This window comes from Nocardia amikacinitolerans NBRC 108937, from assembly GCF_001612615.1.
GTDB classification, from domain to species: Bacteria; Actinomycetota; Actinomycetes; order Mycobacteriales; family Mycobacteriaceae; genus Nocardia; species Nocardia amikacinitolerans.
In genome coordinates, this window is the sequence record NZ_BDAU01000011.1 from 140869 (window position 1) to 162347 (window position 21479).

Here is a 21479-nt window from a genome sequence, read left to right on the forward strand (position 1 = left end):
GCCGTGGGCGGCGGATGGTGAGCTCGGTTACCGGCTCGCTACTGTCCGCTTCCGGCGGAGTCCGCACCGATGCGCTTGCTGCGACACTGCATTCGATGCCATCGCCGAGGTCATCCCGCCTCGATGGCGTCGGTGACGCGGGCCCGCAACGCCAGCGCGTCGCGCGGTGCCATCACCTTGGCGTCGTTGTCGAAGTAGACGTACACGTCGCCGCCGCGCGCCCAGGTCCGGATCTTCTCGGCCCACATGTCCAACCCGTCGTCGGTGTAGCCGCTGACGTGGAGCTCGTCGTGCCCGTGCAACCGGACGTACACGAAATCCGCGGTGACGTCCTCGAGCAGCGGATACTTGCCCGCCGCGTCCGCGACCACCAGCGCGATCCCGTGCTCGCGCAACAACTCCGGGAACTCCGGAGTCACGAAGCTGGGATGGCGGACCTCCAGCGCGTGGCGCAGCGGCCGGTCCGCGTCGGTGGTGGTGTGGGCGGGGTCGACGCGGTGATCGTGTCTGCTCGCGATCTCGGCGGCTTGGGCGGTGCCGCGCGGCAGGTGGGCGAAGAAGCCGGTGAGCAGATCCGGATCGAACCGCATCGTCGGTGGCAGCTGCCACAGGATCGGCCCGAGCTTGGGGCCGAGGGCCAAGACGCCGGAGGCGAGGAAATTGGCCAGCAGCGTGTCGCCGTCGCGCAGCCTTTTCATGTGGGTGATGAACCGGCTGCCCTTCACGGCGAAGACGAAATCCTCGGGCGTCTGTTCGGCCCAGCGCAGGTAGCTCGACGGTCGCTGCAACGAGTAGAACGATCCGTTGATCTCCACGCTGTTCATGCGCTCGGACAGGTAGCCCAGCTCGAGCCGCTGGGTCAGTCCCACCGGGTAGAACACGCCGCGCCAGCCTCGGTACAACCATCCCGAGGTGCCGATCCGGATGTCGCCCATGAATTCCATGGTGGCAGGCGGGGGTGGGTGAAAGCCGTAAAACGGGGCGCGGCAGGATCTCCGAGGGTTCGACGGCCCGTCGTTCGGGTACGTCATGGTCGGATCATTCGCTTTTCAACTGAGTTCAATCGGAGGAATCACATGTCGAAGGTCGATGCCGTGCGGCTGTCGAGCGTGCTGGGCATCGATGTGGCGCAGGCGATGCTGCGGCTGCGCAACGAGCGGTATCCCGGCGAGAACGAGCACGACACGTGCCTGCGTCTGATCGCCGAGGACGCGCAGCGCAGGCGGCACGGCGCCTGAGGCGCGTCGTCCGAGCCGAATGCAGGGTCGGCTCGGGCCTTCTCATCTTCCGCACCCCGGGCCGCAGTCGCCGCCGACTGCGAGCACACCGTGCCCGCACGGCTTCGCCGAGAACTCGGCCAACGCCGCGCTCAACGCGCCGAGGTCATCGATGGCGAGGTTCCGAGCGTCGATCGCACGGGCGATCTCGCCTTCCAGCTCGATCACCCGCACCAGGACGCGCAGCACCTCCGCATCGCGCGGCGTCCGCGTCTGCGCGTCGCGAACCAATTCCTCGGCGATCGCCCCGGCCCGGTGCAGATCGCGTACCGCGCCCGCGGGGTCGCGGCGGCGGACCGACAGCCGCGCCTGAGTGCGCAGTGCCTCGATGTCACCGAGGCGGGCGCCGAAATGGGCGGCTTCGGGTGACGTCACGATGTCCTCACCGGGTGCGTGGTGGCGACGAGTGGTTCCTGTCGGGTGCCTGTGTGCGAGGCATATCGCCGATGTACCCAGCGCCGTGACACTCTCGCGTGGATCGCCCGGCAGTGGGTAGGTCCCGAGCACGGAGCACATCGACGACGCGAGGAGGCGATGGCGATGACGAGCGCGCAGCTGCTCACCGACGGGTACGAGCGGGTCAGGGAGGCGGTGTACGAGGCCGTCGACGGCCTGGACGAGGACGCGCTGACCTTCCGGATCGATCCGGGCGCCAACACCATCGCCTGGCTGATCTGGCATCTGACCCGGGTGCAGGACGATCACATCGCCGACGTCGCGGGCACCGAGCAGGTCTGGACCGCCCAGGATTGGTACGGCCGTTTCGGCCTGCCGCTGGACGAACGAGCGACCGGCTACGGCGACGGCCCCGACGAGGTCGCGCTGGTGCGCGCGTCCGCCGAATCGCTGTCGGGCTACTACGACGCCGTCCACGAGCGGACGCTGGACTTCGTGCGCGAGCTGACCGACGCGGATCTGGCGGAGGTGGTCGACACCCGCTGGGATCCGCCGGTCACCCTCGCCGTGCGGCTGGTGAGCGTGATCGCCGACGATCTCCAGCACGCGGGCCAGGCGGCGTATGTGCGCGGGGTGTTCGACCGCACGAGGTGAACGGCGTCAGGGCCGGGTGAAGACGCCGAGACCGTTGGCGTCGAAGTATTCGAGGGTCAGCGTGTTTCCGGCGAAGGTGGCGCGGGAAACCGACCCCGCGGCGGCGTTCTCGCCGGTCGGGGTGAACACGAAGGTGTCGCCGTCCCAGTGGCGCAGCGGGAAGCGCATGTTCTGCGGGCCGAGGGTGAGGACGAGATCGTCGCCCTCGACGGCGACGGTGGCCGGACCGTAGTAGTCGTTGTCGTAGCGGCCGGCGTAGGACGGCAGCGGTTGCGCGGGGGTGGGTCGCGCGGGTGGCGTGGCGCCCGCCAGGCTGCCGCTCGGCGCGCTGAACGGTGCGAACGCCTCCCGGTAGAGCGTGCGCCAGTCCTCGCGGACGGTGCCGAACTGGACGAGGTCGGCGAACTCGGCGTTGAGCGTCTCGGGCAGCCCGATCGGCGCGGCGTTGGTGAGCGTCACGATGCCGACGTTCACCGAGGGGATCATGGTGAACGCGGTGGCGGCGCCGAGGTCGAAGGCTCCCGAATGCCCGAGGACCACCCTTCCCGCCGGGGAGATGCCGATGTTGAAGCCGTAGCCGTAGAACCCGGCGCGCGCGTCGAGGGTCGTCGGCGGAGACGACACCGCTTGCGGCGACAGCGCGGGTTGCAGCGCGTCGGACGCGAGGAACGGCCGACCCTCGAACGCGCCGTCGGCCAGCACCATCGTCATCCATTTGGTGAGATCGTCCACCGACGAACTGACCCCGCCCGCGGGGGACTGGGCGTCGGGGTCGCGCGGCGGGTCCGCGACCCGATAGGTGCCGTCGACGAGCACGTGACCGTCGGCGCGGTCGGTGCGCGCGCGGAAGTCGCTGTACCGCGAGCTCGTCGAGGTCATGCCGAGCGGCTGGTAGATCTCCTTGTCCGACAACGTCTCCCAGTCGGTGCCCGCCGCGGTGGCGACCGCGACGGCGGCGGCGGTGAGTCCGAAATTGGTGTAGGCGTAGGAATCGCGGAAGGCGCCGAGCGGCAGCTCGCGCAACCGCTCCAGCACTTGGTCGCGGTCGTAGCCGAGGTCCTCGAGCAGATCACCGGCGTGATCGGGGAGCCCGGACCGATGCGCGAACAGATCACCGACGGTGACCTTGTCGGTGACGTACGGGTCGTTCAACGCGAACGAGGGCAACAGCGTGCGCACCGGCGTATCCCACTGCACCGCGCCCGTGGCGACCTGCCGTGCGACGACCGTCGCCGCGAGCGATTTCGACACCGACGCCAGTTGGAACACCGTCTCCGGACCGACCTTGGCGTCCGAACCCACCGCGCGCACGCCGAAACCCTTGCGGTACACCACTTTTCCGTCGTGCACGACGGCGACGGCGAGGCCGGGGACGCGCGAGGTCGCCAGCAGGCTCTGGGCGAGCTCGTCGAGCCGATCCACCGCCTGGCCGACCTGTCCGTCGGGGATCGTCACTCCGGCGACCTGGTTCGGCGACTCGACAGAGGTACTGGTGGGGGGAGACTGCGGAGCCGGCGCGTCGACGCAGCCACCGACGAGCAGTCCCGCGGCCAACAGCGCCGCGAGACCCGGAATTCTCCGCCGATCTCCGCGCACGGCCACTCCCGGGGCTCGTTGTCGACACAAACCCTCCTCGAGCGTAGATCAACCGATCTTGCGGCGAAAGGCGTCGCCGACGGCGGCGGTGTTTGCCCCACGGGATTCGCGGTAGTCCTCACCCCGAACCACTGACCGTCGGCGGACGCCTCCGATCGCCGACCCGCGGAGAGGAGCTTCGATGAGTCAGCTGCCGAAAGGCCGCGGCGTCACCCGACGGCACACCGTCGCGGTGCGCGGCGCATCCGCCATGGCGATCGCGGCCACGGCATTTCTCGCTCCGGTCACCGGCACCGCGTCCGCCGCCGATCCGCCGGTACTGGGCGGCGGATCGGGCATCGTCATCGCCAACCAGGCCGAGTGCACGCTCACCTCGATCGGCCACGACCGCGCCGGGCGTCTGGTCGGCCTCACCGCGGGGCACTGCGGGGTGGCGGGGGCGACGGTGCTCGCCGAATCCGATCCCAACTACGGCGTGGTCGGCAGGTTCGCCCATACCGACCGTGTCCTCGATTACGCGGTCATCGAATTCGACCCCGAGCGGGTCACGCCGGTGCGCCAGCTCGGCGACATGGCGATCACCGGCCTCGGCGCTCCGGCGCGGTTCCCGGCGGTCGTCTGCAAGAAGGGCCGCACCACCGGAACCACCTGCGGCGTCGCCTGGGGCGGTGTGGGTCCGGCCGCCGAGACCTGGACCCAGCTGTGCGTGCTCGAAGGCGACTCCGGCGCGCCCGTGGTGGTCGGTACGACGCTCGTCGGCATGGTGAACGCCTACCTCGGGGTGGGTTGCTTCGGGCCGGAAGTGGGTACCGATATCCATGCCGTGGCCGCCGATCTGGACGCGCGCGGCCTCGTGGGCGCCGGTTTCTGGCCGATCTGATCGGGCGCCTTCCGCGAAAGCTCGGCGAGTGCTCGTGCCTTGCCGAAGGTCGGCGATTGCCGGGCGTTTCGCGGGAGGCTCGCGCCGGTCGGATCGACGATCCACCAAGTGAATCGCGAATCCTTTCCGGCCAGCGCACGGTGTCGTGCCGATTTAACCAGGGCCCAATGGATTCCGTGTTTCCTCTACTAGTCAAGTGATGCTCGAATCTCAACTCGAGCCCTCCGGTTTGGGGTTGGTCACAACGACCAGATCTCCGGGCGAGGGAGTTTGCCGAATTCGCGCCACCGAATCGCTTCCGAGGTTGCCGGTCGATACCGTGGGGGCACATCGGGAGGAAGCGGAATTCACATGGGCCCCAACGACGCCGAGAACGACGGTATGCCTGCTCCGGTGCGCGACTTCGGCACGGCGATCCGCATGGGCCTCGACCTCGCGCTGGCGTTGGTGGAGGCCACCGACACCTCACTGGAGGGCATGCTGCGCACCCTCGAACGCCACACCACCCGGTGGGCGCTGGACGGCGTACCCATCGACGAGATTCAGCACGCGGTCCACGACGGCGTCCGATCCGGACTCGCCCAGCTGCGCGACGACGCGGGGCCGGTACTCGACTGCGTGCTCGTCGTGGATCTGCTCGACGTCATGACCTCCGCGGTGTCGCGCGCGTACGTGGCGGCCGACCGCACCGTGCGGGGCACCGCGCTCTGAGGTCATTACCTCGCGGGTAATCGTCTGGCGCCCGCCGGATTCGTAGGATCGGCGGGGTGACTACGCGAACAGCGGGCGATCTGCTGCGGCATTGGCGGCTGGAGCGCAGGCTGAGTCAGCTCGAGCTGGCAGGCCGCGCCGAAACCTCCGCCCGCCACCTCAGTTTCATCGAGACCGGCCGCGCCACCCCGAGCCGCGCGATGCTCGCGCACCTGTGCGATCACCTCGACATCCCGCTGCGCGAACGCAACCGCCTGCTGCTGGCGGCGGGCTACGCACCCGCCTACGCCGAACCGAGCATCGACACCCCCGAGATGGACGCGGTGCGGCAGGCCATGCGCCAGATCCTCGTCGGCCACGAGCCCTACCCGGCGCTGGCCATCGACCGGAACTGGAACATGGTGGAAGCCAACGCCGGAGTGGCCCTGATGCTCACCGGCATCGACTCGCGGCTGCTCACCGCACCGGTCAACGCGCTGCGGCTGAGCCTGCACCCCGGCGGCCTCGCGCCGCGGATCGCCAACCTCCCCGAATGGCGCGGGCACCTGTTCGCCCGGCTGTCGCGCCAGATCGAGATCACCGGCGCACCGGAACTGATCGCGCTGCGTTCGGAACTGCGCGGCTACCCGGGCGGCGAAACCGAGGTCGCGCTACCGGAGCCGGACCAGGCCACCGTCCCGCTGCGGCTGCGCCACGACGGCGAGGAACTGTCGTTCCTTTCGGTCACCACCGTGTTCGGCACGCCGATGAACGTCACCGTCGCCGAGCTCGCCATCGAATCGTTCTTCCCCGCCGACGCCGAGACACGAAAGTACTTGAACGCGCTGAGTTCCTGAATCACGCCGCGAGCGCGGCGCGGGCGGCGGCGAGAGTCTGCGCGCGGTATCCGGCGCCGAACAGCGCGACGTGCACCAGCAGCGGATGCAGCTGATGCAGCGCAACACGCGAGCGCCACCCCGCCGCCAGCGGGCGGGTCCGCTCGTAGGCGGCGATCACCCGATCCAGGTGCGGTGCGCCGAACAACGCGAGCATCGCCAGATCGGTCTCCCGGTGCCCGCCGTGCGCCGCCGGATCGATGAGCACCACGCCCGCCTCGGTCCAGCGCAGATTGCCCGACCACAGATCACCGTGGATGCGGGCGGGCGGCTCTGGCGGACCGGCCAGCTCCTCGACGGACTCCATCACCCGCTCCAGCAGGCGCACCCCGTCCGCGCCGAGCACGTCCGCGGTGCGCGACACGAACGGCCGCAACCTGCGCTCGGCGTACCAGCGCGCCCACGGCCCCTCGCTCGGGGTGTTGTCCAGCGGGAGTTCGGCGATCCAGCCCGGCCACGGCGCACCGAAGACCCCCGGCGAATCCGCGTGCAGCACAGCGAGATCCCGGCCGAAGCGGTCCGCGGCGGCGGGGGAGGGAGCTGCGTCGGGCAACCACGGCAGCACCAGCATCCCGTCCTCGGCGGCCAGCACCGGCGGGACCAGCGCGGAATTGCCCGCCCCGAGCCAGCGCAGACCCGCCGCCTCCGCCGCGAACACCCCGTCCCGGTCCGCGGCGGCCTTGACGAAGACGACGCGACCGTCGGCCAGCTCCGCCCGGTGCAGCGTCCAGTCGTGACTGGACCCGAGATCGGTCACCGCGTGGACGGCGACACCCAGCGATTCACCCAGCCGATCGGCGATGCTCACCGCACCACCGTAGGCCGCCTCGCGCGATCTCAAGACGCGGTGCGCGCGATGACGTGCTCGGCGAACCGGGACAGGTTCGCGATCTTGGTCTCCAGGCTCTCGGTGTCCTGGTCGCGGGTGTACGGATTGCGGAAGCCGACGATGACATCGGTGACGCCCTTGTCCTCCAGCCGCTTCACGCCGTCGACGGTGAAGCCGTCCAGCGAGATGACGTGCACCTCGAAGTCCTTGCGCGTCCCGTACTCGGCCCGCAGCTTGTCCAGCTTCGCCAGCAGCCGATCGAGCTCGGCGGGATCGCCGCCCGCGTGCATCCAGCCGTCGCCGCGCTGGGCGGCGCGCCGCAGCGCCGGACCGCTGTGCCCGCCGATGAGGATCGGGATTGGCTCGGTGGGCACCGGATTGATCTTGATCGGCGGCAGGTCGTAGAACTCGCCGTGGTACTCGAAATAGCCGCCCGCGGTGAGCCCGCGCACGATGTCGACGCACTCGTCCATGCGCGCGCCGCGCTTCTCGAACGGCACGTCCATGATCTCGAAATCGTCCGGCCACGGGCTGATCCCGACACCGAGACCGAACCGATTGCCGCTCAACGCCGCCACCGACGCCGCCTGCTTGGCCACAAGCACCGGCGGACGGATGGGCAGCTTCAGCACGAACGGGGTGAACCGCAGCTTCGTCGTCGCGGCCGCCATCGCCGCCGAGAGCACGAACGCCTCGATGAACGGCTTGTCCTCCAGGAACTCCCGGCTGCCGTCGGGGGTGTAGGGGTAGGTGGCGTCGGAGTCGCGCGGATAGGCGACGCTGTCGGCCACCGCCATCGACGTGTACCCGGCCGCCTCGGCGGCCTGCGCCAAAGGCACGTAGTAGGACGGGTCGGTCATCGTCTCCGCGTACGTGAACCGCATGGAATCAGCCTTCCTGCTCGGTCGTCGCCGGGCAACGGCTCGTCGGTGGACGGTATGCCCACGGCATCGCCATGGCGAACATCTCCCAGCCAATTAATCACTGGTGCTTAACTTGGTCAAGACTCGGGTTCAGTACAGTGGGTGCCTATGCAAGCCGACGACTCGCGCGCCGCCCTGCTCGACGCGGGGGAGCGACTCATCGCCGAACGCGGCGTCGACGTCCCGCTGCGCGACATCGCCGCCGCCGCGGGCCAACGCAACAACTCCGCGGTGCACTACTACTTCGACTCACGCAACGGACTCGTCGAAGCCATCGTCGAGCGCCGCATGAACCGGCTCGAACAACGCCGCATGGAACTGCTCGCCGCCCACGAAGCCGACGGCACCGGCGCCGACCCGCACGCACTCGTCGGCATGCTCGTCGGACCCATGCTCGAACTCGTCGGCCAAGACCGCACCAGCCACTACGGCCGCTTCCTCGAAGTCGTCCGCACCCACCCCGTCATCGCCGACGCCCGCCGCCTCGCCGGCGCCGACCGCGCCGCCGTCCGCATCATCGCGACCCGCCTCGACGCCGCCATCCCACAGCTGTCGCCACGCCACCGCCGCCGACGCCTCGAAACCATGACCACCGTCCTGTTCGCACTCGTCGCCGACTACGAACGCGCACTCCAAGACGGCAGCCGCACCCAGCACCTCGACACCGACACCGCCGAAATCGCCGACATGCTCGTCGCGATGCTCACCGTGCCCGCGCGCGACCCGGGCCTGAACACGCACCGAGCGTGACCGCCGCGCACCTCGTCCGACCGGCTCCGTGCCGATCGATCCAGCTGCTCACCCGCCTCCACGACCCGCTGCGGTCGTCCATGGTCGGCGAGTTCGGCGCGCCCCAGTGCCCCGCGTAGGACGGGTGCGGGTGGTAGTCGCTCCGCGTCTCCATGTCGCTGTCGGCGCGCACGATCACCGGCGGTAGTCTTCGTCGCTCAGCAGGTCATGCGCGGTTCACGCCGCCCCGGTCGCGACAGTGCGGACACCGAATTCAGCGGCGCCGGACGCATCGCGACCCGCGGACATGCCGCCCGCCCCCGATACCGCTCCATGACAGCCAGCATCACCGCTCCCACACGCGGCCGGAAGCGTAGGACTACTCAGCCGCCCGTCGTTCACCCCTCCCGCGAACGCCGCGCCAATTCCACTGTCGCCGCCCGCAATCCATCGACCCCGTCCAGCCGCTCCGCATAACCCACCCGCGTCCGCGCCACCCCGCGCGGCGTCTCCACCCGCAAATCCAGCCCGTACCGATCCGCCCGCTCACACAGCGCCGCCGTCGCATCCGGATAACCACCAAGCACCCGCGCCATCGACAACAGCGAATCGGCGTGATCGTCGTTCAGATGCGCGACCGCCCGCCCCGCCACCGGCGCCACCGGATCCGGCTCCGCCGCCAGATACTCCTCGGCCGACGCCGAATCCATCCGCCCGTACCCGCCGACCCACCGCACCCGGCCGACCCGCAACACCCACAGCGAGAAATCGCTGTACTCGACATACATCCGCGCCGCGGGCACCGCCGCGACATGCGCCTCCCGCGCCGCCGCCAACTCCGCACCCACCGGACGCTCCACCACTCCAGCCAGCGTGATCCGCGAACCCGCCAACGGATCAGCAGGGCCCTCCGGCGCCACGATCGACAGGCTCGCCCGCGCATCGCCCGCCAGATTCCGGCCGTGCTCGGCCAACCGCGACACACACAACACCGGCGCACCGTCCAACAACCCGTACGTCACGAACGACGCCCACGGCGAACCGTCCGCGCTCAGGCTCGCCAACGTCGCGATATTCGTCGACGCCGCAACCGTTCTCGCCTCCTCCGCTGCCGAAGGCCGCGCCGCGTTCACCACCGCACCGAGCGGCCCCGGCACCGACGGCGCGTCACCGGGATCACCGTGATCGAGAGTCATGACCACCAGCGTGCCACGCCGAAACGCCGCCGGAGCCCCAACCAAAGCAACCCAATGCCCACGCGCCGCCACCCGATACGTGAGGATGTGCCAGGTGACCCGATACGCATTCGACGCCGACCGCAACGCACTCGTCGCCATCTGGGCGACCGGACGCGGCGACCTGGCCGAGACGGTGGCGCTGCTGCCATCGACAACACCCGAACTGGCAACGGATCTGGCGTCGAATCTGACCACGCTGTCGCGCTTCCACTGGCGCACCTACACCCACCCCGCGGCCGCCGCCGGCGACCCCGACATCCCCGACAGCGAAGCCTGGCGCCGCGCCGAAGAACGCCGCAACTTCACCGAAGTCGAGAATGGCCTGCGCAACCCCAACCTGCCCACCGAAGCCGGACTGCTCGTCTCCTACAGCGGTGTCGTCGAATCCGCCCACCGCGTCGGCCGCTGCCTGCACGGCATCCGCACCGACGAACTCACCGAGACCATCGTCGCCGAAATCCACCGCGAACAAGCCGCCATCGAAGCCGCCGAACTCGGCGACCTCTCCGGCCGCGCCCGCCAAGCCGTCGAACTCTCCCGCCCCGACGTCTCACCCGCCCAGGTCCACGCCGCCGACACCCTGCTGCGCACCGACCCCCTCGGCGCACCCGAACTGTTCACCGACCTCGACCCCGCCTCCGCCTCCGTCGCCGCCGCCCACTGGCTGCACGCCGCCGCCGAGGTCGCGGGCGAACTCGCCGACCTCCCCATCACCGACGTCATCGCCGAAGCCGACGACATCGAAGCCATCCCGGTCGAAACACCCACCCTCGTCCTGGAACGACTCGACAGCGGCGAAACCGCCACCGACATCGTCACCGACCTCATCGCCGAAGCCGTCGCCGTCTCCGAAGGCCACCTGCCCGCCCCGTGGGCCGTCGTCGCACGCGTCGCCGAACTCGAAGAACACGCCCACCGCTACGACGTCGACAAAGCCACCCGCGCCGCGCTGCTCGCCGAATTCCGAGTCAGCAGGCTCGACCCCGCCCGCCCCGCACTCGACCTACTGGAAGACCTCCTCGACGGCATCCGCGGCTGCCTGCTGCTCTACGCCGCGCACCACGACGACGACACCGACATCGAGGACCGTTTCGCCGCCGACGTCCGCTACGCCGCCGACAACCACTCCGAACGACTCTTCTGAGGACGAACCTCAACCCGCCCGGCCCGCACCGAGGGCCGCGGCGGGCTCACCACCCAACCACCCGCGCAACGCCGCGTACACCGCCTCGTGATTCAGCAGCGTGAAATGATTCGCGCCAGGCAAATGCAGACCGTTCTCCTCCAGAAAACCGAGCCGCCGTGCCCGCCCACGGCCCGAACCGCTCGGCGTCAACACCAGACCGTCACCGAGGACACGGCCGAGCGGATGACGCGCACTCCTGGTGAACGTCGCGGTCACGAAATAGTGGTCCGCACCCTCCAACAGCGGAACCTCCCGCACCGCACGCCGCTCCAACGCGTCCGCGTCCACCCCGCGCCAATCCTCGTCGACCAGCGAACCGTGCCGCAGATCCCGGATCCCCGCACTGCGCCGCCGCAACATCCGGCCCACCGGCCGGGTCTCCGGTAACCGCACCAGCGCCGCCGACAACCGATGCACCACCTGCTCCAGCGGCGCCCCCAGATGCGGCGAGCCGAGACACACCACCTGGCGCACCGAATGCACCCACACCTGATCCTCTTGCGCCGCACCGAAACACGCCGCCCGCGCCACCAACCCGCCCATCGAATGCCCCACCAGCGAGATCCGGCGCACCGGCACCGGCCACTTCGCGACGAGCCGCTCTATCAGATCGGACAGCTCCCGCGCGTTCTCGGAGATGTGCAGCCCGCTGTTGTAGCGCACCTGAACGCACGCGCACCCCAGATCCGCCGTCAAGCGTTCGGCGTACGTCGCGCGCCCACCCAACCGCCATGCGTGCTCCGTCTCGACCAGACCGTGCAGGAACACCACCAGATGCCCACTCGGCGGCACGTGCTCGGTAATCGACTCCGGCGCAACGGGATTCCCATCCACCCGCAGCGTCATCGGACCCGCGAGAATCGGCATGCCGTCCTCGAGGCGGTCGCCGATCAGACCTTGCAGCGCCGCGAGGAAGCCCGAACCCCACACCGTGCGCGAGGGGGGAGCGCCGGGCAGATCCGCCGCCCGTCCGCCCACCGCTCCCGCGGTGACGGCCGCGGTGCCGACGATCCGGTACACGCCGTCGGTGATCGCATCGTGCACCACCTTCACCGGCTCGGCGGCCGGACCGACGCCCCAGCGCACCGCGGCGAACACGCGATCCGACACCGCGCGGTGGATCGTCGCGATGCCGTCCACCGCACCGCCCAGCTCGTCACCCGCGAGGCGGGCCAGGGCGCGGACCTCTGCCTGGCGCTGCGGGACACTCTCCGACATGAAATTCAGTGTACAACCGTGCACTGAACTTCGTCCGTGGAAGGGTCAGCGGGGCAGGCTCGTTATGGCGATCGCCGACTCGGTCAAACTGCCCAGATACAGCGTGCCTTCGTGCTCGACCATCCCGGTGACCATCGAGTAGTCCGTGCCCTCGGTCTGCAAATCGTGCACGACCGTGCCCTCGAAATCGACCGCGAGCACCCACACCGTCCTCGGCGGCTTCGGACGCGCCCAGTCGGGCAGCGACCACACCACACGGCGCAGCACGCCGGGGAGGGGGAGTAGACGGTCGAGCAACGCATCCCGCGGCGCTGGCAGCGTGATCCAGACCAGGCCGTCACTGCCCAGCGCCATATTGTCCGGGAAGCCGGGCAGATTCTCGATCAGCCGATCGTGCGTGCCTGCTCGCGGCCCGGTCAGCCAGTAGCGGGTCACCCGATACGCGCCGGTCTCGGCCACCAGCACGCAGGAACGATCGGGGGCGAGCACCACGCCGTTGGCGAATTGCAGTCCGTCGACGAGGGTTTCGACCTTGCCGGAAGGGTCGCGCCGGAACAGGCGACCGGTGCCCGAATGCTCGAGCAGGTCGCCCATCCACTGGTCCAGCGGGTAACGGGCCGAGGACGCGGAGAAGTAGATGGTGCCGTCGATATCGCGAACAACGTTGCTGGCGAAGGCGAGTCGCTCGCCGTCCACCTCGTCGACAAGCACCTCCAACGTGCCGTCCGGGTCCAAGCGCAGCAGGCCGCGCGCGAAATCGCAGATCAGCAGGGAGCCGTCGGCGTCGGCGTGCAGCCCGAGCGGGCGGCCGCCGGTGTTCGCCAGTTCCCGCACCGACCTGTCGACGGGGTCGACGCTCACGATCGCACCGTTCGCCAGCCCCGCGATCACCTTCCCGTCCGGCGTGCGCACCACGTCCTCGGGTGCCTCGCCGGGGAGTTCGATGCGGGTGACCGGCGGCAGTGGGGGAGAACTGCGCTTCGCGCGGGCCCGATCCGGGGCGGGTGGGGGTGTCCAGCGGTGCGGTTGCATGGTCCAGCCTGCGAGCATGCGGTCAGCGTATCCGTGGGCGGGTCGCTCTCGGCGGAAACCGAGGCGATGCGATAGAACATCCCGCTATGTAGATATGCGCATCTAACCATGTTTCTCACCGTCGGCCTAAACCCAACGCCCGGCAAGCCGGGCGAAGCAAGGACGGGGCAGGCGCGAGATGTGGCGGGGAGTGCTGGGCGATCGCCCGTGCGAGTCCGCAATCGGCTCAGCTGTTTTCCGCCTCGTCCGCGGCACTGCTGGAGTTGGTGGGGCGGGGAGTGGTACAACCTTTCGCGGGGAAGCGCGCGGCGAAAGTTCGGTGCCGAGGGCGCTGGGGGGAGCGGTGGCGTCGCGCAGCTGCCTTCGGGCGGGTCGCCGGAGCGCTTCGGCCCAGTTGTCGAGCGGGCTCGAGCGACGTACTTCACCCTCGAGGATCAGTTGGGAATTCTGCTATTCAGATATGCGTATTCAACTATCTGCCAATCCATTTGGTGCCGCGCTACGGCTCACGACCTAACGATCAAAGACGCACAGACGGGGGAGGGGTGGGTCGTTTTGAGCAGCCCACCCCTGTCCGCTACGGAGTCGTGGTGAAGACGTGCCACAGCACGCCGAGGGTGGCGACGGCGAAAAGTGGTGTGAGGATCCAGGTTTCGACCTTGTTGCCGGTCCGTTCGATGATCGGCAGGCAGGTGCGCAGCTTGAAGGGCCAGAAGAGGCGGCAGCCGCGGTCGGTGAGGCAGTCGCCGATGAGATGGGCGAAGGCGCCGAGGCCGACGCAGAACGGCAGCCAGGCGGGTCGATCGCTGATCCAATGGTCCATTGCGAAGGTGCCCGCCGTGGCGAGAACGACGATGGTGCCCCAAGAGCGGATTCCGTCGCCCGGCGGGTACAGGTGCAGGGCGCGCACCGCCAACGCCAGCAGGAAGAACACCAGCGCGAGCGTGAATCCCCGGCCGATCCAATGCATTCCGGCCCATGTGCCGTACGCGGCCGCGATCACGAACGCGAAGGAATGCGTGGCTTGCCGGTGTCCGCCGGCAATCGTCGATATGACCTTGCAGAGGAAATAGGAGAGCGGTCCGAGCACATGCGCGATCGTTCCCTTGGGGTGATCGGCATCGGGGAGCAGCGCCGCGCCCGCGGTGAGAAAGACGCCGAGAACGACGTCCACCGGCCCCAATCGAGCCTCACCGCTCTGCAGTACCGGATAGGTCAACGCCGCGAGAGGCAGCGTCGCCGCCGCCACCGACCAAGCGAACGCGCCGCTGGTCGCATGTGAATGTCCAAGCACTACTTCGAGATTAGTTGAACAGCCGACCATTCGACATAATCCCAGCCTGGCGGATTATGTCAACCGTGGGGCGTGGCTCACGAATCATCCTGGGGGAGACGATCTCTGGCTCGAAGTACCGTTCGGCACCCTCGTCCTGGCATGACCGTTCGGCCGCCTACCGGTGTGACTCCTCTCATGCCGTTCCATCTATACGGCACCGTATATCGCGGCTAGCCTCATCGCTATACGCAGCCGTATATAAGTAAGGGGATGCGGTCGGCGCGGCGAACTGAAAGCCCTGTCGCGCGACCGCAGTCGCCGGAGAAGGCGAGGCGGAGCCGCACGGCACCGCGCGCGAGAGAGGGAGTTCGCATGATCAAGTGGGCCGGCTGGCTCATCGTGTTGTTTCCGGGAATCGGGCACACGGCGGGTGCTCTCGTCGAGGCGGCCCCGGATCACGCCGAGGCGTGGTCCGACGGCGAGGGATGGAAGGCGGACGCCACCGCGATGAACTACGCCGAGGCCGCGCTGTGGTACACCGTGTTCAGCTTCGGCGTGCCATTTTTGGTAATCGGCTTGCTGGTGCTGTGGCTGGTCCGCCGGGGCATCACGCCACCGGCGTTCGTCGCGTGGATCGTGGCCGGATGGACGTTGGTTACCGTCGCAGTCGGCGGCCCATCGCCCTTGGTGGTCCTGTTGGTCGCCGCCGGTCTATCGCTGGTCGGTTCCCGACGTGCCGCGCGCCGTCTCGCGGAGGAGGGTGAGCTCGCCTCTACTTGACATAATGTCGATTATCGGCGCAGGAACCGCGTGGCTGGAAGGGGTTGAATCTGGCTGTGCCAGCGCTTGTTTGCATGTTGTAGCGCCGTATCGGCTGGCCAGGAATGCTTCGACGACGCTCGAACCAGATGGTTCGGGCGCTGTGTACGGAACGTCGAAGCGCTGTCCCCTTGGCTGCACACTTCATGGTCGGAAATTTTCCGGCGATCGGCGGTTTCTGTCCGAATCGCTAGTGTTCGGCCAAGATTCGAGCTCGGTCCACTTCCCCGCATTGTGGTTGCCGGGTTACGCGGGCCAACCCTCAAAACGTCACTGTGACGAAAGGCTTTGCTGGACAACCTTATTCATCCCCGACCTGACGTTCCAGGGACCTTCGTGTCCGGTGGGCCAACGGGTCGGCGAGGTAGCAGGCCGGTGCCGAAGAGTGTGGCGATCGCGAGCAGGGCGGTCACGGCGAATGCCACCTGTAGAGCCTCGAGACGGGCGGCGGAGTTGGCCGCGAGGATGGCGTCGCCTGTGGTGTCGCCGACTCCGGCGCTGTCGAGAGCTTCCGCCAACTGAGTGAGGGAAATTCCCGGCGACGAGGGCGACGATCGCGGGCATGATCAGGGCGGCGCCGATGCCTTCCAGCAGCGACCACCCCAGGAGGAGGGTCGGGAGGTTCGGTGCCAGCCCGGTGATGAACGAGCCCGCGCCGTAGATCACGAGGCCGAACCCGAAAGTCCGGCGTCGGCCGAGAATGGTGCCCACCCAGCCGCCCCGAGCCGCCGCCACGGTGTGGACCTCGGAGTCGCCTGGCCGCGCTGAAGACCCAACTCGCCGAACAGGTCTCGAGCCGAGCCTGCTGGCGACCTGCTCGGTGGTTGCTGGCCTCGGGCCAGTTCTTGATGACGCTCGACAGCTCCGTCATGAACGTATCGATGGCCACCGTCGCCCAGGACATCGGCACCCGATCACCGGAATCCAGACCGCCATCACCCTCTACACGTTGGTGATGGCAACCACGAGCACGAGGGTGGAGTTGGACCTTTCTGTCGGCACCGGTGCCCAAAATGGCGCTCCTTCAGTGGCGATGTGGACGGTTTCGGCGTTACCTCGGTGCCTTACCCCTGATGGCCTGCTGCTGCGACGAGAATCGGCCGCACCGCACTCGGTGTCATCCCACATCAGCACTGCCAGGTCTGGGAGCGGCGATCTCGGCCGTGTTCCGCAACGAGCGGCGGCATCGTTTCGCGGCGCGCGGTAGGTTCGTTCCCGTGTATGTGAAGATCTGCGGACTGACCTCAGTTGCCGCGGCGGCAGCCGCGATCGCGGCCGGCGCCGACGCGATCGGTGTGGTGATGAACCGGACCAGCCCTCGGCGGCTGGAGTTCGGTGCCGCTGCCGAGATCGTCGCGGCGGCCGGTGGCCGGGTGGACACGGTTCTCGTGGTCAACGACATGTCCGCGGTGGAGGCTGCGGAGACCGCCGCGAAGCTCGGTGTGGCGGTGTTGCAGTTGCACGGTGCGTACACGCGCGACGACTTCACCGACGCGTTGGCGACTGTGCCGCGAGTGTGGCGGGCGACATCGCTGAAGGCCGACCCCGACCTCACGATCGGCGCATTCGGCGAGGAGGCGCTTCTGCTCGACGCGCCGAAGCCGGGGTCCGGTGAGCGGTGGGATCTCTCGGAGCTCGAGGCACGTAGACCCGAGGGCAAGTGGATGCTCGCGGGTGGGCTGAGTCCCGACAACGTCGTCGAGGCGATTCGCGCTGTTCGGCCGTGGGGCGTCGATGTGTCGAGCGGTGTGGAGGCGAGCCCGGGCGTGAAGGATCCGCGGAAGGTCCGTGACTTCATCGCCGCGGCGCGCGGCACAAGCGAGGCTTGACCGCGCCGACGGGCTCTGGGCAACACCGGGGTGGGGGTCCGCACACCCCTTGGGTGCCTATTTGCCGGACATTTGCTCACTGACGATGGGAGTACGTATCCCCCACCGCTCGAGCAAGGAAGAACCGCCTCTATGTCCATAGTTCTCGACCAGCTCACCCGCACGGCTGCGCACACGCGCAGGCACATGACGCTGTCGGCGCCGCCGACGACGGTGCCCGTTATCGAAGCGATAGCGACTGGTGCGCCAAGTCTGGTCCTCGACCAATCCGTCGCGGCGGACTGGATGGCTGGGCAATTCACCGATCTCGAGCAGCAAACCAGGGTCAGGCGCATCTTCGGCAAGACCATGATCGACACCCGCCGGTTCGCGGTCGACCCGCTGGATCCTGAACTGCACGCGCCCGGCGCCGACGCGGTGACGATTGAGGATCGCATGCGGCTGTTCTACCGCCACGCCGTTCCACTGGTGACCGATGTGGCGCGGCGCGCGCTCGCCGGTGTCGACCCCTCCGATCTCGGACTTCTCGTGTTCGCCACGAGCACCGGCGTCATCGCGCCCGGAGTCGATGTGGCGGTCGTCGAAAACCTCGGACTGCCTCGGTCGATCGCTCGTTTGGTTGTCAACTTCATGGGCTGCGCGGCAGCGATGAATGGAATTCGCACCGCCTCGGACTTCGTGCGGGCCAATCCGGGCAGGAAGGCGATGGTCGTGTGCATCGAGCTCAATTCGGTGCATGCTGTTCCCGTCGAAGACGTCGGTGACGCGGTGGCCCACAGTCTGTTCGGTGACGGGTGCGGCGCGGTGGTCATCGGGGCGCGGCGAGGGGCGGAGCGGGCGGAAGCCGGGACTATCGTTGTTCGGGACCAGTTCACTCACCTGTTCGAGGGGACCGAGGACGGCATCGCGGTGGGCGTCAACCACGACGGGATCAGCTGCGAGTTGTCCGAGAACGTGCCTCGGTACATCTACGACGGTGTCGCTCCCGTCATCGGAGATGTGCTGCGTCGCAATGGACTACGGCAGTCGGACATCGATGTGTGGGCGATCCATCCTGGCGGGCCGAAGATCTTGCTCGAATCCGCGCGATCGCTCGGCCTTGCGCCGGAAGCCGCGTCGACGAGCTGGGAAGTGCTCGCCGAATACGGAAACATGTCGAGCGTCTCGTTGATCTTCGTGCTCGAACGGATCGCCGGTGCGGCAGTGGCGGGCAAGTCGATCTCCACGGGTGTGGCGTTCTCGTTCGCGCCGGGCGTCACGATCGAGGGATTCCTTTTCGACGTCGTCGGCCGGTGATCGTGATTCGGTGCTGAACGTCTGTGGGTCTCACTCGCGATCCGTGGTTCGGAAATGCTTGTGGCGTAGGCGGATCGGTGTTCCTCACGCTGTGCCAGGCGTACGGTGACGATCATGACGACGGTGGAGAACGCGAACAAGGAACTGGTGCGGGGCATCTTCGATCGGATGGCTCGCGGCGATATGCGTGCGCTGGGTGAGGCGATGGCCGATGATTTCGCGTGGATCTTTCCCGGTGACTGGTCGTGGGCGGGCAGGTGGGCGCCGAAATCGGTTGTGTTGCGGGAGATGTTGCGGCCGTTGATGGCGCAGTTCAGCAGCTATCGGCTGGAGGCGGACAGTATTGTCGGCGACGGTGATCGTGTCGTGGTGCAGGCTCGCGGCCATGGTGTCACCAACCGCGGTGCGGCGTATGAGCAGACGTACTGCATGATCTTTCGTGTGGCCGAGGGGCGGCTCGTCGAGGTCGTCGAGTACTGCAACACCGCATTGGTGCAGCGCGTGCTCGAGCCGATCGGTCCCCCGCCGGGCGCGGCGCGGGAGGACTGAGTCGGGGATTCCCGCTGGGCGATTCGGTTCGGAGCTCGCGCCGAAGCGTAATTCACGGCTTCCGGTCTGAAACACGCTCTGCAACAAGGCCGGGGCTTGCGAAAATCCGACACACGCAACCGTGAGTATCTTTCTCGGATAACAATCCCCCGGTGACCGGGCGATGTGCGGGTAGGCCTTGTCCCCCGCCGCTGTCGCGGCGCACGATCGATAGGGAGTCGGGGTTGTTGTTCGTTGTCGTCTCTCAGCAAAGGACCGTCGAAATGCTCGCCAAGAAGGCCGCCGCGGCGCTCGCGGCGATTGTGATCCCCCTGTCCGTCTGTGCCCTCGCCGCTCCGACCGCGTCGGCCGCGCCGCGACCAGAGACCACCCCGGCGCTGGGTCCGGTGGTGATCTGCCTGAACATCCCCTTGGGATCGGTGTCCCTGAGCTTCTGCATCTGAGTCCCGCCGCGACGGGAAACCCGAGACCTGGCTGCGCGGGTAGCCAGGTCTCGCCTTGTGTGCCGGTCCGCGAACCATCGATCCGACTCGAGCGGGAGACCGAATTCCGACCGTAAGTGGATCTACGGCGGCGGGGTTGCGCGGTAGCCTGGGTCCAGCGACCGGCGGAAGGTGTCGAAAACCCATGAGCGCTACCACCATTGCCCGGCAGTGCACGTTGTGCGAAGCCCACTGCGGAATCCTGGTGACCGTCGAGAACGAGCGGGTCACGCGGATCGAGGGAAATCCCGAAGACGTGCTGTCGAAGGGCTACATCTGCCCGAAGGCGACGGCGATGGGCGGATTGCACCACGACCCGGACCGTCTGCGCGCCCCGGTGCGCCGGGTGGGTGAGTCGTTCGAGCCGATCGGCTGGGACGAGGCGTTCGCCGAGATCGGGCGGCGGTTGCGAGCGGTGCGCGCCGAACACGGGCCCAGCGCGATCGGCATGTATCTGGGCAATCCGGCGGCGCACAGCTCGTCCGTGCTCTACGGCGCACTGCTGCGCGCGGTGCTGTTGACCCGCAACTTCTACACCGCGTCCTCGATCGATCAGTTTCCGCAGGAATTCGCCGCGTGGCGGATGTTCGGGTCGAACGTGCTGATGCCGGTCACCGACATCGACCGCACCGACCGGCTGGTGATCCTCGGCGCGAACCCGGCGGTGTCCAACGGGTCGATCACCACCATGCCCGGGGCGAAGCTGCGCATCAGGGAGGTGCGCAAACGCGGCGGCACGGTCGTGGTGATCGACCCGCGGCGCACCGAGACCGCGCGGCTGGCCGACGAGCACGTGGCCGTGGCGCCCGGCGGTGATGTGTATCTGCTGCTCGGCATGCTGCACGTGCTGGTCACCGAGGGTTTGTGCGATCAGGTCTCGGTCCGCGCGCAGTGCTCGGGGTGGCCGGAATTGCATGCCCTGGTGGCCGGGGTGACGCCGGAGGCGATGGCGCCGCACGCCGGGGTGGACGCCGAGACGATTCGCCGGTTGGCGCGTGAGCACGCGGCGGCGCCGTCGGCGGTGTTGTACGCGCGGATCGGGGTGTGTCAGCAGGTGACGGGCACGCTCACGCATTGGCTTGTCAACACGATCAACGCCGTCACCGGGAATCTGGACCGGCCCGGCGGGCAGATGTTCGCGACCCCGCCGATCGATGCCGCACGGTACGCGAAATACCTGCCGATGGCATACGGGGCGTGGACGGATCGGTCGGGGGCCTACAAGTCGTTTCGTTCGGAGTTGCCGGTGGCGGCATTGGCGGACGAGATCCTGACCGAGGGCCGCGGGCGCATTCGGGCGATGATCACCTACGCGGGCAACCCGGTGCTGTCGACCCCGCAGCGCGGACGGTTGGACGCGGCGCTGGACTCGCTGGATTTCTATGTGGCCGTGGACATGTACGTCACCGACCGCACACTCGATAATGGTGCGGATTGCACCCAGCAAGCCGATAGATCAGCGCGACCAAGATGATCGCGACCGCTGCCAGCGGTGAAGACGGGCGCGCACACGGTCATGCGCAGCTTCGCTCCCCAGCTCTTCATGGCTTTGCCTACCGTCTTGTCGCGTTCCGACCAAATCATCGCCTTCTCCGTTCCTTCCGTGTGACTGCCGATATACAATGCAGCACAACCGAATTCGCAGATCACGAAGCTTGCGGCGGACCAAGCCACAATGCGTGGA

At 68.3% G+C, this 21479-nt stretch carries 21 protein-coding genes and 2 pseudogenes; 13 read left to right on the plus strand and 10 right to left on the minus strand.

The genetic code is table 11. The features are described 5' to 3' along the window. Window positions 1–110: 110 nt before the first annotated feature. A complete protein-coding gene (locus NAM01S_RS10810) occupies window positions 111–935 on the minus strand; it encodes a DUF72 domain-containing protein (protein WP_218018378.1) in 825 nt (274 codons plus the stop codon). 141 nt (window positions 936–1076) lie between these two features. On the opposite strand from NAM01S_RS10810, the gene NAM01S_RS34945 reads away from it, so the two are divergent. Next, complete coding sequence (locus tag NAM01S_RS34945; RefSeq protein WP_157107692.1) at window positions 1077–1238, plus strand: hypothetical protein; 162 nt, start codon at window positions 1077–1079, stop codon at window positions 1236–1238. A 42-nt stretch (window positions 1239–1280) separates the two neighbouring features. On the opposite strand, the gene NAM01S_RS10815 is transcribed toward NAM01S_RS34945, so the two are convergent. Continuing rightward, window positions 1281–1652 carry a hypothetical protein gene (locus tag NAM01S_RS10815; protein ID WP_067783260.1) on the minus strand — a complete coding sequence of 124 codons (372 nt, stop codon included), beginning with the start codon at window positions 1650–1652 and terminating at the stop codon, window positions 1281–1283. A gap of 165 nt (window positions 1653–1817) precedes the next feature. Between NAM01S_RS10815 and NAM01S_RS10820 the strand changes: the two genes are divergently transcribed. Beyond that, window positions 1818–2327 carry a mycothiol transferase gene (locus tag NAM01S_RS10820; RefSeq protein WP_067783922.1) on the plus strand — a complete coding sequence of 170 codons (510 nt, stop codon included), beginning with the start codon at window positions 1818–1820 and terminating at the stop codon, window positions 2325–2327. Between the two features lie 6 nt (window positions 2328–2333). Here NAM01S_RS10820 and NAM01S_RS10825 read toward each other — a convergent pair whose 3' ends face one another. Continuing rightward, window positions 2334–3923, minus strand: coding sequence for a serine hydrolase (locus NAM01S_RS10825; protein ID WP_067783924.1), 1590 nt, complete (start codon window positions 3921–3923; stop codon window positions 2334–2336). Between the two features lie 250 nt (window positions 3924–4173). Between NAM01S_RS10825 and NAM01S_RS10830 the strand changes: the two genes are divergently transcribed. The 3 genes from NAM01S_RS10830 (at window position 4174) to NAM01S_RS10840 (ending at window position 6350) form a co-directional block, all read left to right on the plus strand. Next, window positions 4174–4803 carry a chymotrypsin family serine protease gene (locus NAM01S_RS10830; protein ID WP_067783926.1) on the plus strand — a complete coding sequence of 210 codons (630 nt, stop codon included), beginning with the start codon at window positions 4174–4176 and terminating at the stop codon, window positions 4801–4803. Window positions 4804–5154: 351 nt separating this feature from the next. Continuing rightward, window positions 5155–5514: an RsbRD N-terminal domain-containing protein gene (locus NAM01S_RS10835; protein WP_067783262.1), complete on the plus strand. Its 360-nt coding sequence runs from the start codon at window positions 5155–5157 to the stop codon at window positions 5512–5514. Between the two features lie 56 nt (window positions 5515–5570). After that, complete coding sequence (locus NAM01S_RS10840) at window positions 5571–6350, plus strand: helix-turn-helix domain-containing protein (protein ID WP_067783265.1); 780 nt, start codon at window positions 5571–5573, stop codon at window positions 6348–6350. 1 nt (window position 6351) lies between these two features. Here NAM01S_RS10840 and NAM01S_RS10845 read toward each other — a convergent pair whose 3' ends face one another. Both NAM01S_RS10845 and NAM01S_RS10850 read right to left on the minus strand, forming a co-directional pair. Next, window positions 6352–7197 (minus strand): fructosamine kinase family protein, encoded by an 846-nt coding sequence (locus NAM01S_RS10845; protein WP_067783928.1) that lies wholly within the window; start codon window positions 7195–7197, stop codon window positions 6352–6354. Between the two features lie 29 nt (window positions 7198–7226). Further along, the gene (locus NAM01S_RS10850; protein WP_067783268.1) at window positions 7227–8102 is read right to left on the minus strand and encodes a TIGR03619 family F420-dependent LLM class oxidoreductase; all 876 of its coding nucleotides are present in this window, start codon (window positions 8100–8102) and stop codon (window positions 7227–7229) included. Between the two features lie 147 nt (window positions 8103–8249). Between NAM01S_RS10850 and NAM01S_RS10855 the strand changes: the two genes are divergently transcribed. Beyond that, entirely contained in the window at window positions 8250–8891 is a 642-nt protein-coding gene (locus tag NAM01S_RS10855; RefSeq protein WP_067783274.1) for a TetR/AcrR family transcriptional regulator, read from the plus strand. 377 nt (window positions 8892–9268) lie between these two features. Here NAM01S_RS10855 and NAM01S_RS10860 read toward each other — a convergent pair whose 3' ends face one another. Beyond that, window positions 9269–10066 carry a HugZ family pyridoxamine 5'-phosphate oxidase gene (locus NAM01S_RS10860; RefSeq protein WP_067783276.1) on the minus strand — a complete coding sequence of 266 codons (798 nt, stop codon included), beginning with the start codon at window positions 10064–10066 and terminating at the stop codon, window positions 9269–9271. 94 nt (window positions 10067–10160) lie between these two features. Here NAM01S_RS10860 and NAM01S_RS10865 point away from each other — a divergent pair, with 94 nt between their 5' ends. Further along, window positions 10161–11252: a hypothetical protein gene (locus tag NAM01S_RS10865; RefSeq protein WP_084482819.1), complete on the plus strand. Its 1092-nt coding sequence runs from the start codon at window positions 10161–10163 to the stop codon at window positions 11250–11252. Between the two features lie 9 nt (window positions 11253–11261). Here NAM01S_RS10865 and NAM01S_RS10870 read toward each other — a convergent pair whose 3' ends face one another. The 3 genes from NAM01S_RS10870 to NAM01S_RS10880 form a co-directional block, all read right to left on the minus strand. After that, entirely contained in the window at window positions 11262–12512 is a 1251-nt protein-coding gene (locus NAM01S_RS10870) for a lipase family alpha/beta hydrolase (protein ID WP_067783279.1), read from the minus strand. Between the two features lie 45 nt (window positions 12513–12557). Further along, window positions 12558–13562 (minus strand): SMP-30/gluconolactonase/LRE family protein, encoded by a 1005-nt coding sequence (locus NAM01S_RS10875; RefSeq protein ID WP_253798784.1) that lies wholly within the window; start codon window positions 13560–13562, stop codon window positions 12558–12560. 559 nt (window positions 13563–14121) lie between these two features. After that, entirely contained in the window at window positions 14122–14868 is a 747-nt protein-coding gene (locus NAM01S_RS10880; RefSeq protein ID WP_253798782.1) for a metal-dependent hydrolase, read from the minus strand. Window positions 14869–15192: 324 nt separating this feature from the next. Here NAM01S_RS10880 and NAM01S_RS10885 point away from each other — a divergent pair, with 324 nt between their 5' ends. Beyond that, a complete protein-coding gene (locus NAM01S_RS10885; protein WP_067783285.1) occupies window positions 15193–15600 on the plus strand; it encodes a DUF6463 family protein in 408 nt (135 codons plus the stop codon). A 564-nt stretch (window positions 15601–16164) separates the two neighbouring features. Here NAM01S_RS10885 and NAM01S_RS33915 read toward each other — a convergent pair. Continuing rightward, a pseudogene (locus NAM01S_RS33915) lies at window positions 16165–16359 on the minus strand (MFS transporter); the annotation flags it as partial. Window positions 16360–16856: 497 nt separating this feature from the next. Between NAM01S_RS33915 and NAM01S_RS10890 the strand changes: the two are divergent. The 5 genes and pseudogenes from NAM01S_RS10890 to NAM01S_RS10910 form a co-directional block, all read left to right on the plus strand. After that, the gene (locus NAM01S_RS10890; RefSeq protein ID WP_067783936.1) at window positions 16857–17468 is read left to right on the plus strand and encodes a phosphoribosylanthranilate isomerase; all 612 of its coding nucleotides are present in this window, start codon (window positions 16857–16859) and stop codon (window positions 17466–17468) included. 186 nt (window positions 17469–17654) lie between these two features. Continuing rightward, window positions 17655–18764, plus strand: a complete 1110-nt coding sequence (locus NAM01S_RS10895; RefSeq protein ID WP_253798829.1) for a type III polyketide synthase — start codon at window positions 17655–17657, stop codon at window positions 18762–18764. Window positions 18765–18878: 114 nt separating this feature from the next. Continuing rightward, a complete protein-coding gene (locus tag NAM01S_RS10900) occupies window positions 18879–19313 on the plus strand; it encodes a nuclear transport factor 2 family protein (protein WP_067783938.1) in 435 nt (144 codons plus the stop codon). A 263-nt stretch (window positions 19314–19576) separates the two neighbouring features. Beyond that, window positions 19577–19756, plus strand: a complete 180-nt coding sequence (locus tag NAM01S_RS10905) for a hypothetical protein (RefSeq protein WP_067783290.1) — start codon at window positions 19577–19579, stop codon at window positions 19754–19756. Between the two features lie 184 nt (window positions 19757–19940). Next, window positions 19941–21212 (plus strand): annotated as a pseudogene (locus NAM01S_RS10910) (molybdopterin-dependent oxidoreductase); the annotation flags it as partial. Window positions 21213–21479: the final 267 nt, after the last annotated feature.

What these genes read in the sequence shown, in the direction of transcription:
- NAM01S_RS10810 (WP_218018378.1), bottom strand. Translation starts at nt 935, where the DNA reads ATGGGCGACATCCGGATCGGCACCTCGGGATGGTTGTACCGAGGCTGG.
- NAM01S_RS34945 (WP_157107692.1), top strand. Translation starts at nt 1,077, where the DNA reads ATGTCGAAGGTCGATGCCGTGCGGCTGTCGAGCGTGCTGGGCATCGAT.
- NAM01S_RS10820 (WP_067783922.1), top strand. Translation starts at nt 1,818, where the DNA reads ATGACGAGCGCGCAGCTGCTCACCGACGGGTACGAGCGGGTCAGGGAG.
- NAM01S_RS10830 (WP_067783926.1), top strand. Translation starts at nt 4,174, where the DNA reads ATGGCGATCGCGGCCACGGCATTTCTCGCTCCGGTCACCGGCACCGCG.
- NAM01S_RS10835 (WP_067783262.1), top strand. Translation starts at nt 5,155, where the DNA reads ATGGGCCCCAACGACGCCGAGAACGACGGTATGCCTGCTCCGGTGCGC.
- NAM01S_RS10850 (WP_067783268.1), bottom strand. Translation starts at nt 8,102, where the DNA reads ATGCGGTTCACGTACGCGGAGACGATGACCGACCCGTCCTACTACGTG.
- NAM01S_RS10855 (WP_067783274.1), top strand. Translation starts at nt 8,250, where the DNA reads ATGCAAGCCGACGACTCGCGCGCCGCCCTGCTCGACGCGGGGGAGCGA.
- NAM01S_RS10860 (WP_067783276.1), bottom strand. Translation starts at nt 10,066, where the DNA reads ATGACTCTCGATCACGGTGATCCCGGTGACGCGCCGTCGGTGCCGGGG.
- NAM01S_RS10870 (WP_067783279.1), bottom strand. Translation starts at nt 12,512, where the DNA reads ATGTCGGAGAGTGTCCCGCAGCGCCAGGCAGAGGTCCGCGCCCTGGCC.
- NAM01S_RS10875 (WP_253798784.1), bottom strand. Translation starts at nt 13,562, where the DNA reads ATGCTCGCAGGCTGGACCATGCAACCGCACCGCTGGACACCCCCACCC.
- NAM01S_RS10880 (WP_253798782.1), bottom strand. Translation starts at nt 14,868, where the DNA reads ATGGTCGGCTGTTCAACTAATCTCGAAGTAGTGCTTGGACATTCACAT.
- NAM01S_RS10885 (WP_067783285.1), top strand. Translation starts at nt 15,193, where the DNA reads ATGATCAAGTGGGCCGGCTGGCTCATCGTGTTGTTTCCGGGAATCGGG.
- NAM01S_RS10895 (WP_253798829.1), top strand. Translation starts at nt 17,655, where the DNA reads ATGACGCTGTCGGCGCCGCCGACGACGGTGCCCGTTATCGAAGCGATA.
- NAM01S_RS10900 (WP_067783938.1), top strand. Translation starts at nt 18,879, where the DNA reads ATGACGACGGTGGAGAACGCGAACAAGGAACTGGTGCGGGGCATCTTC.
- NAM01S_RS10905 (WP_067783290.1), top strand. Translation starts at nt 19,577, where the DNA reads ATGCTCGCCAAGAAGGCCGCCGCGGCGCTCGCGGCGATTGTGATCCCC.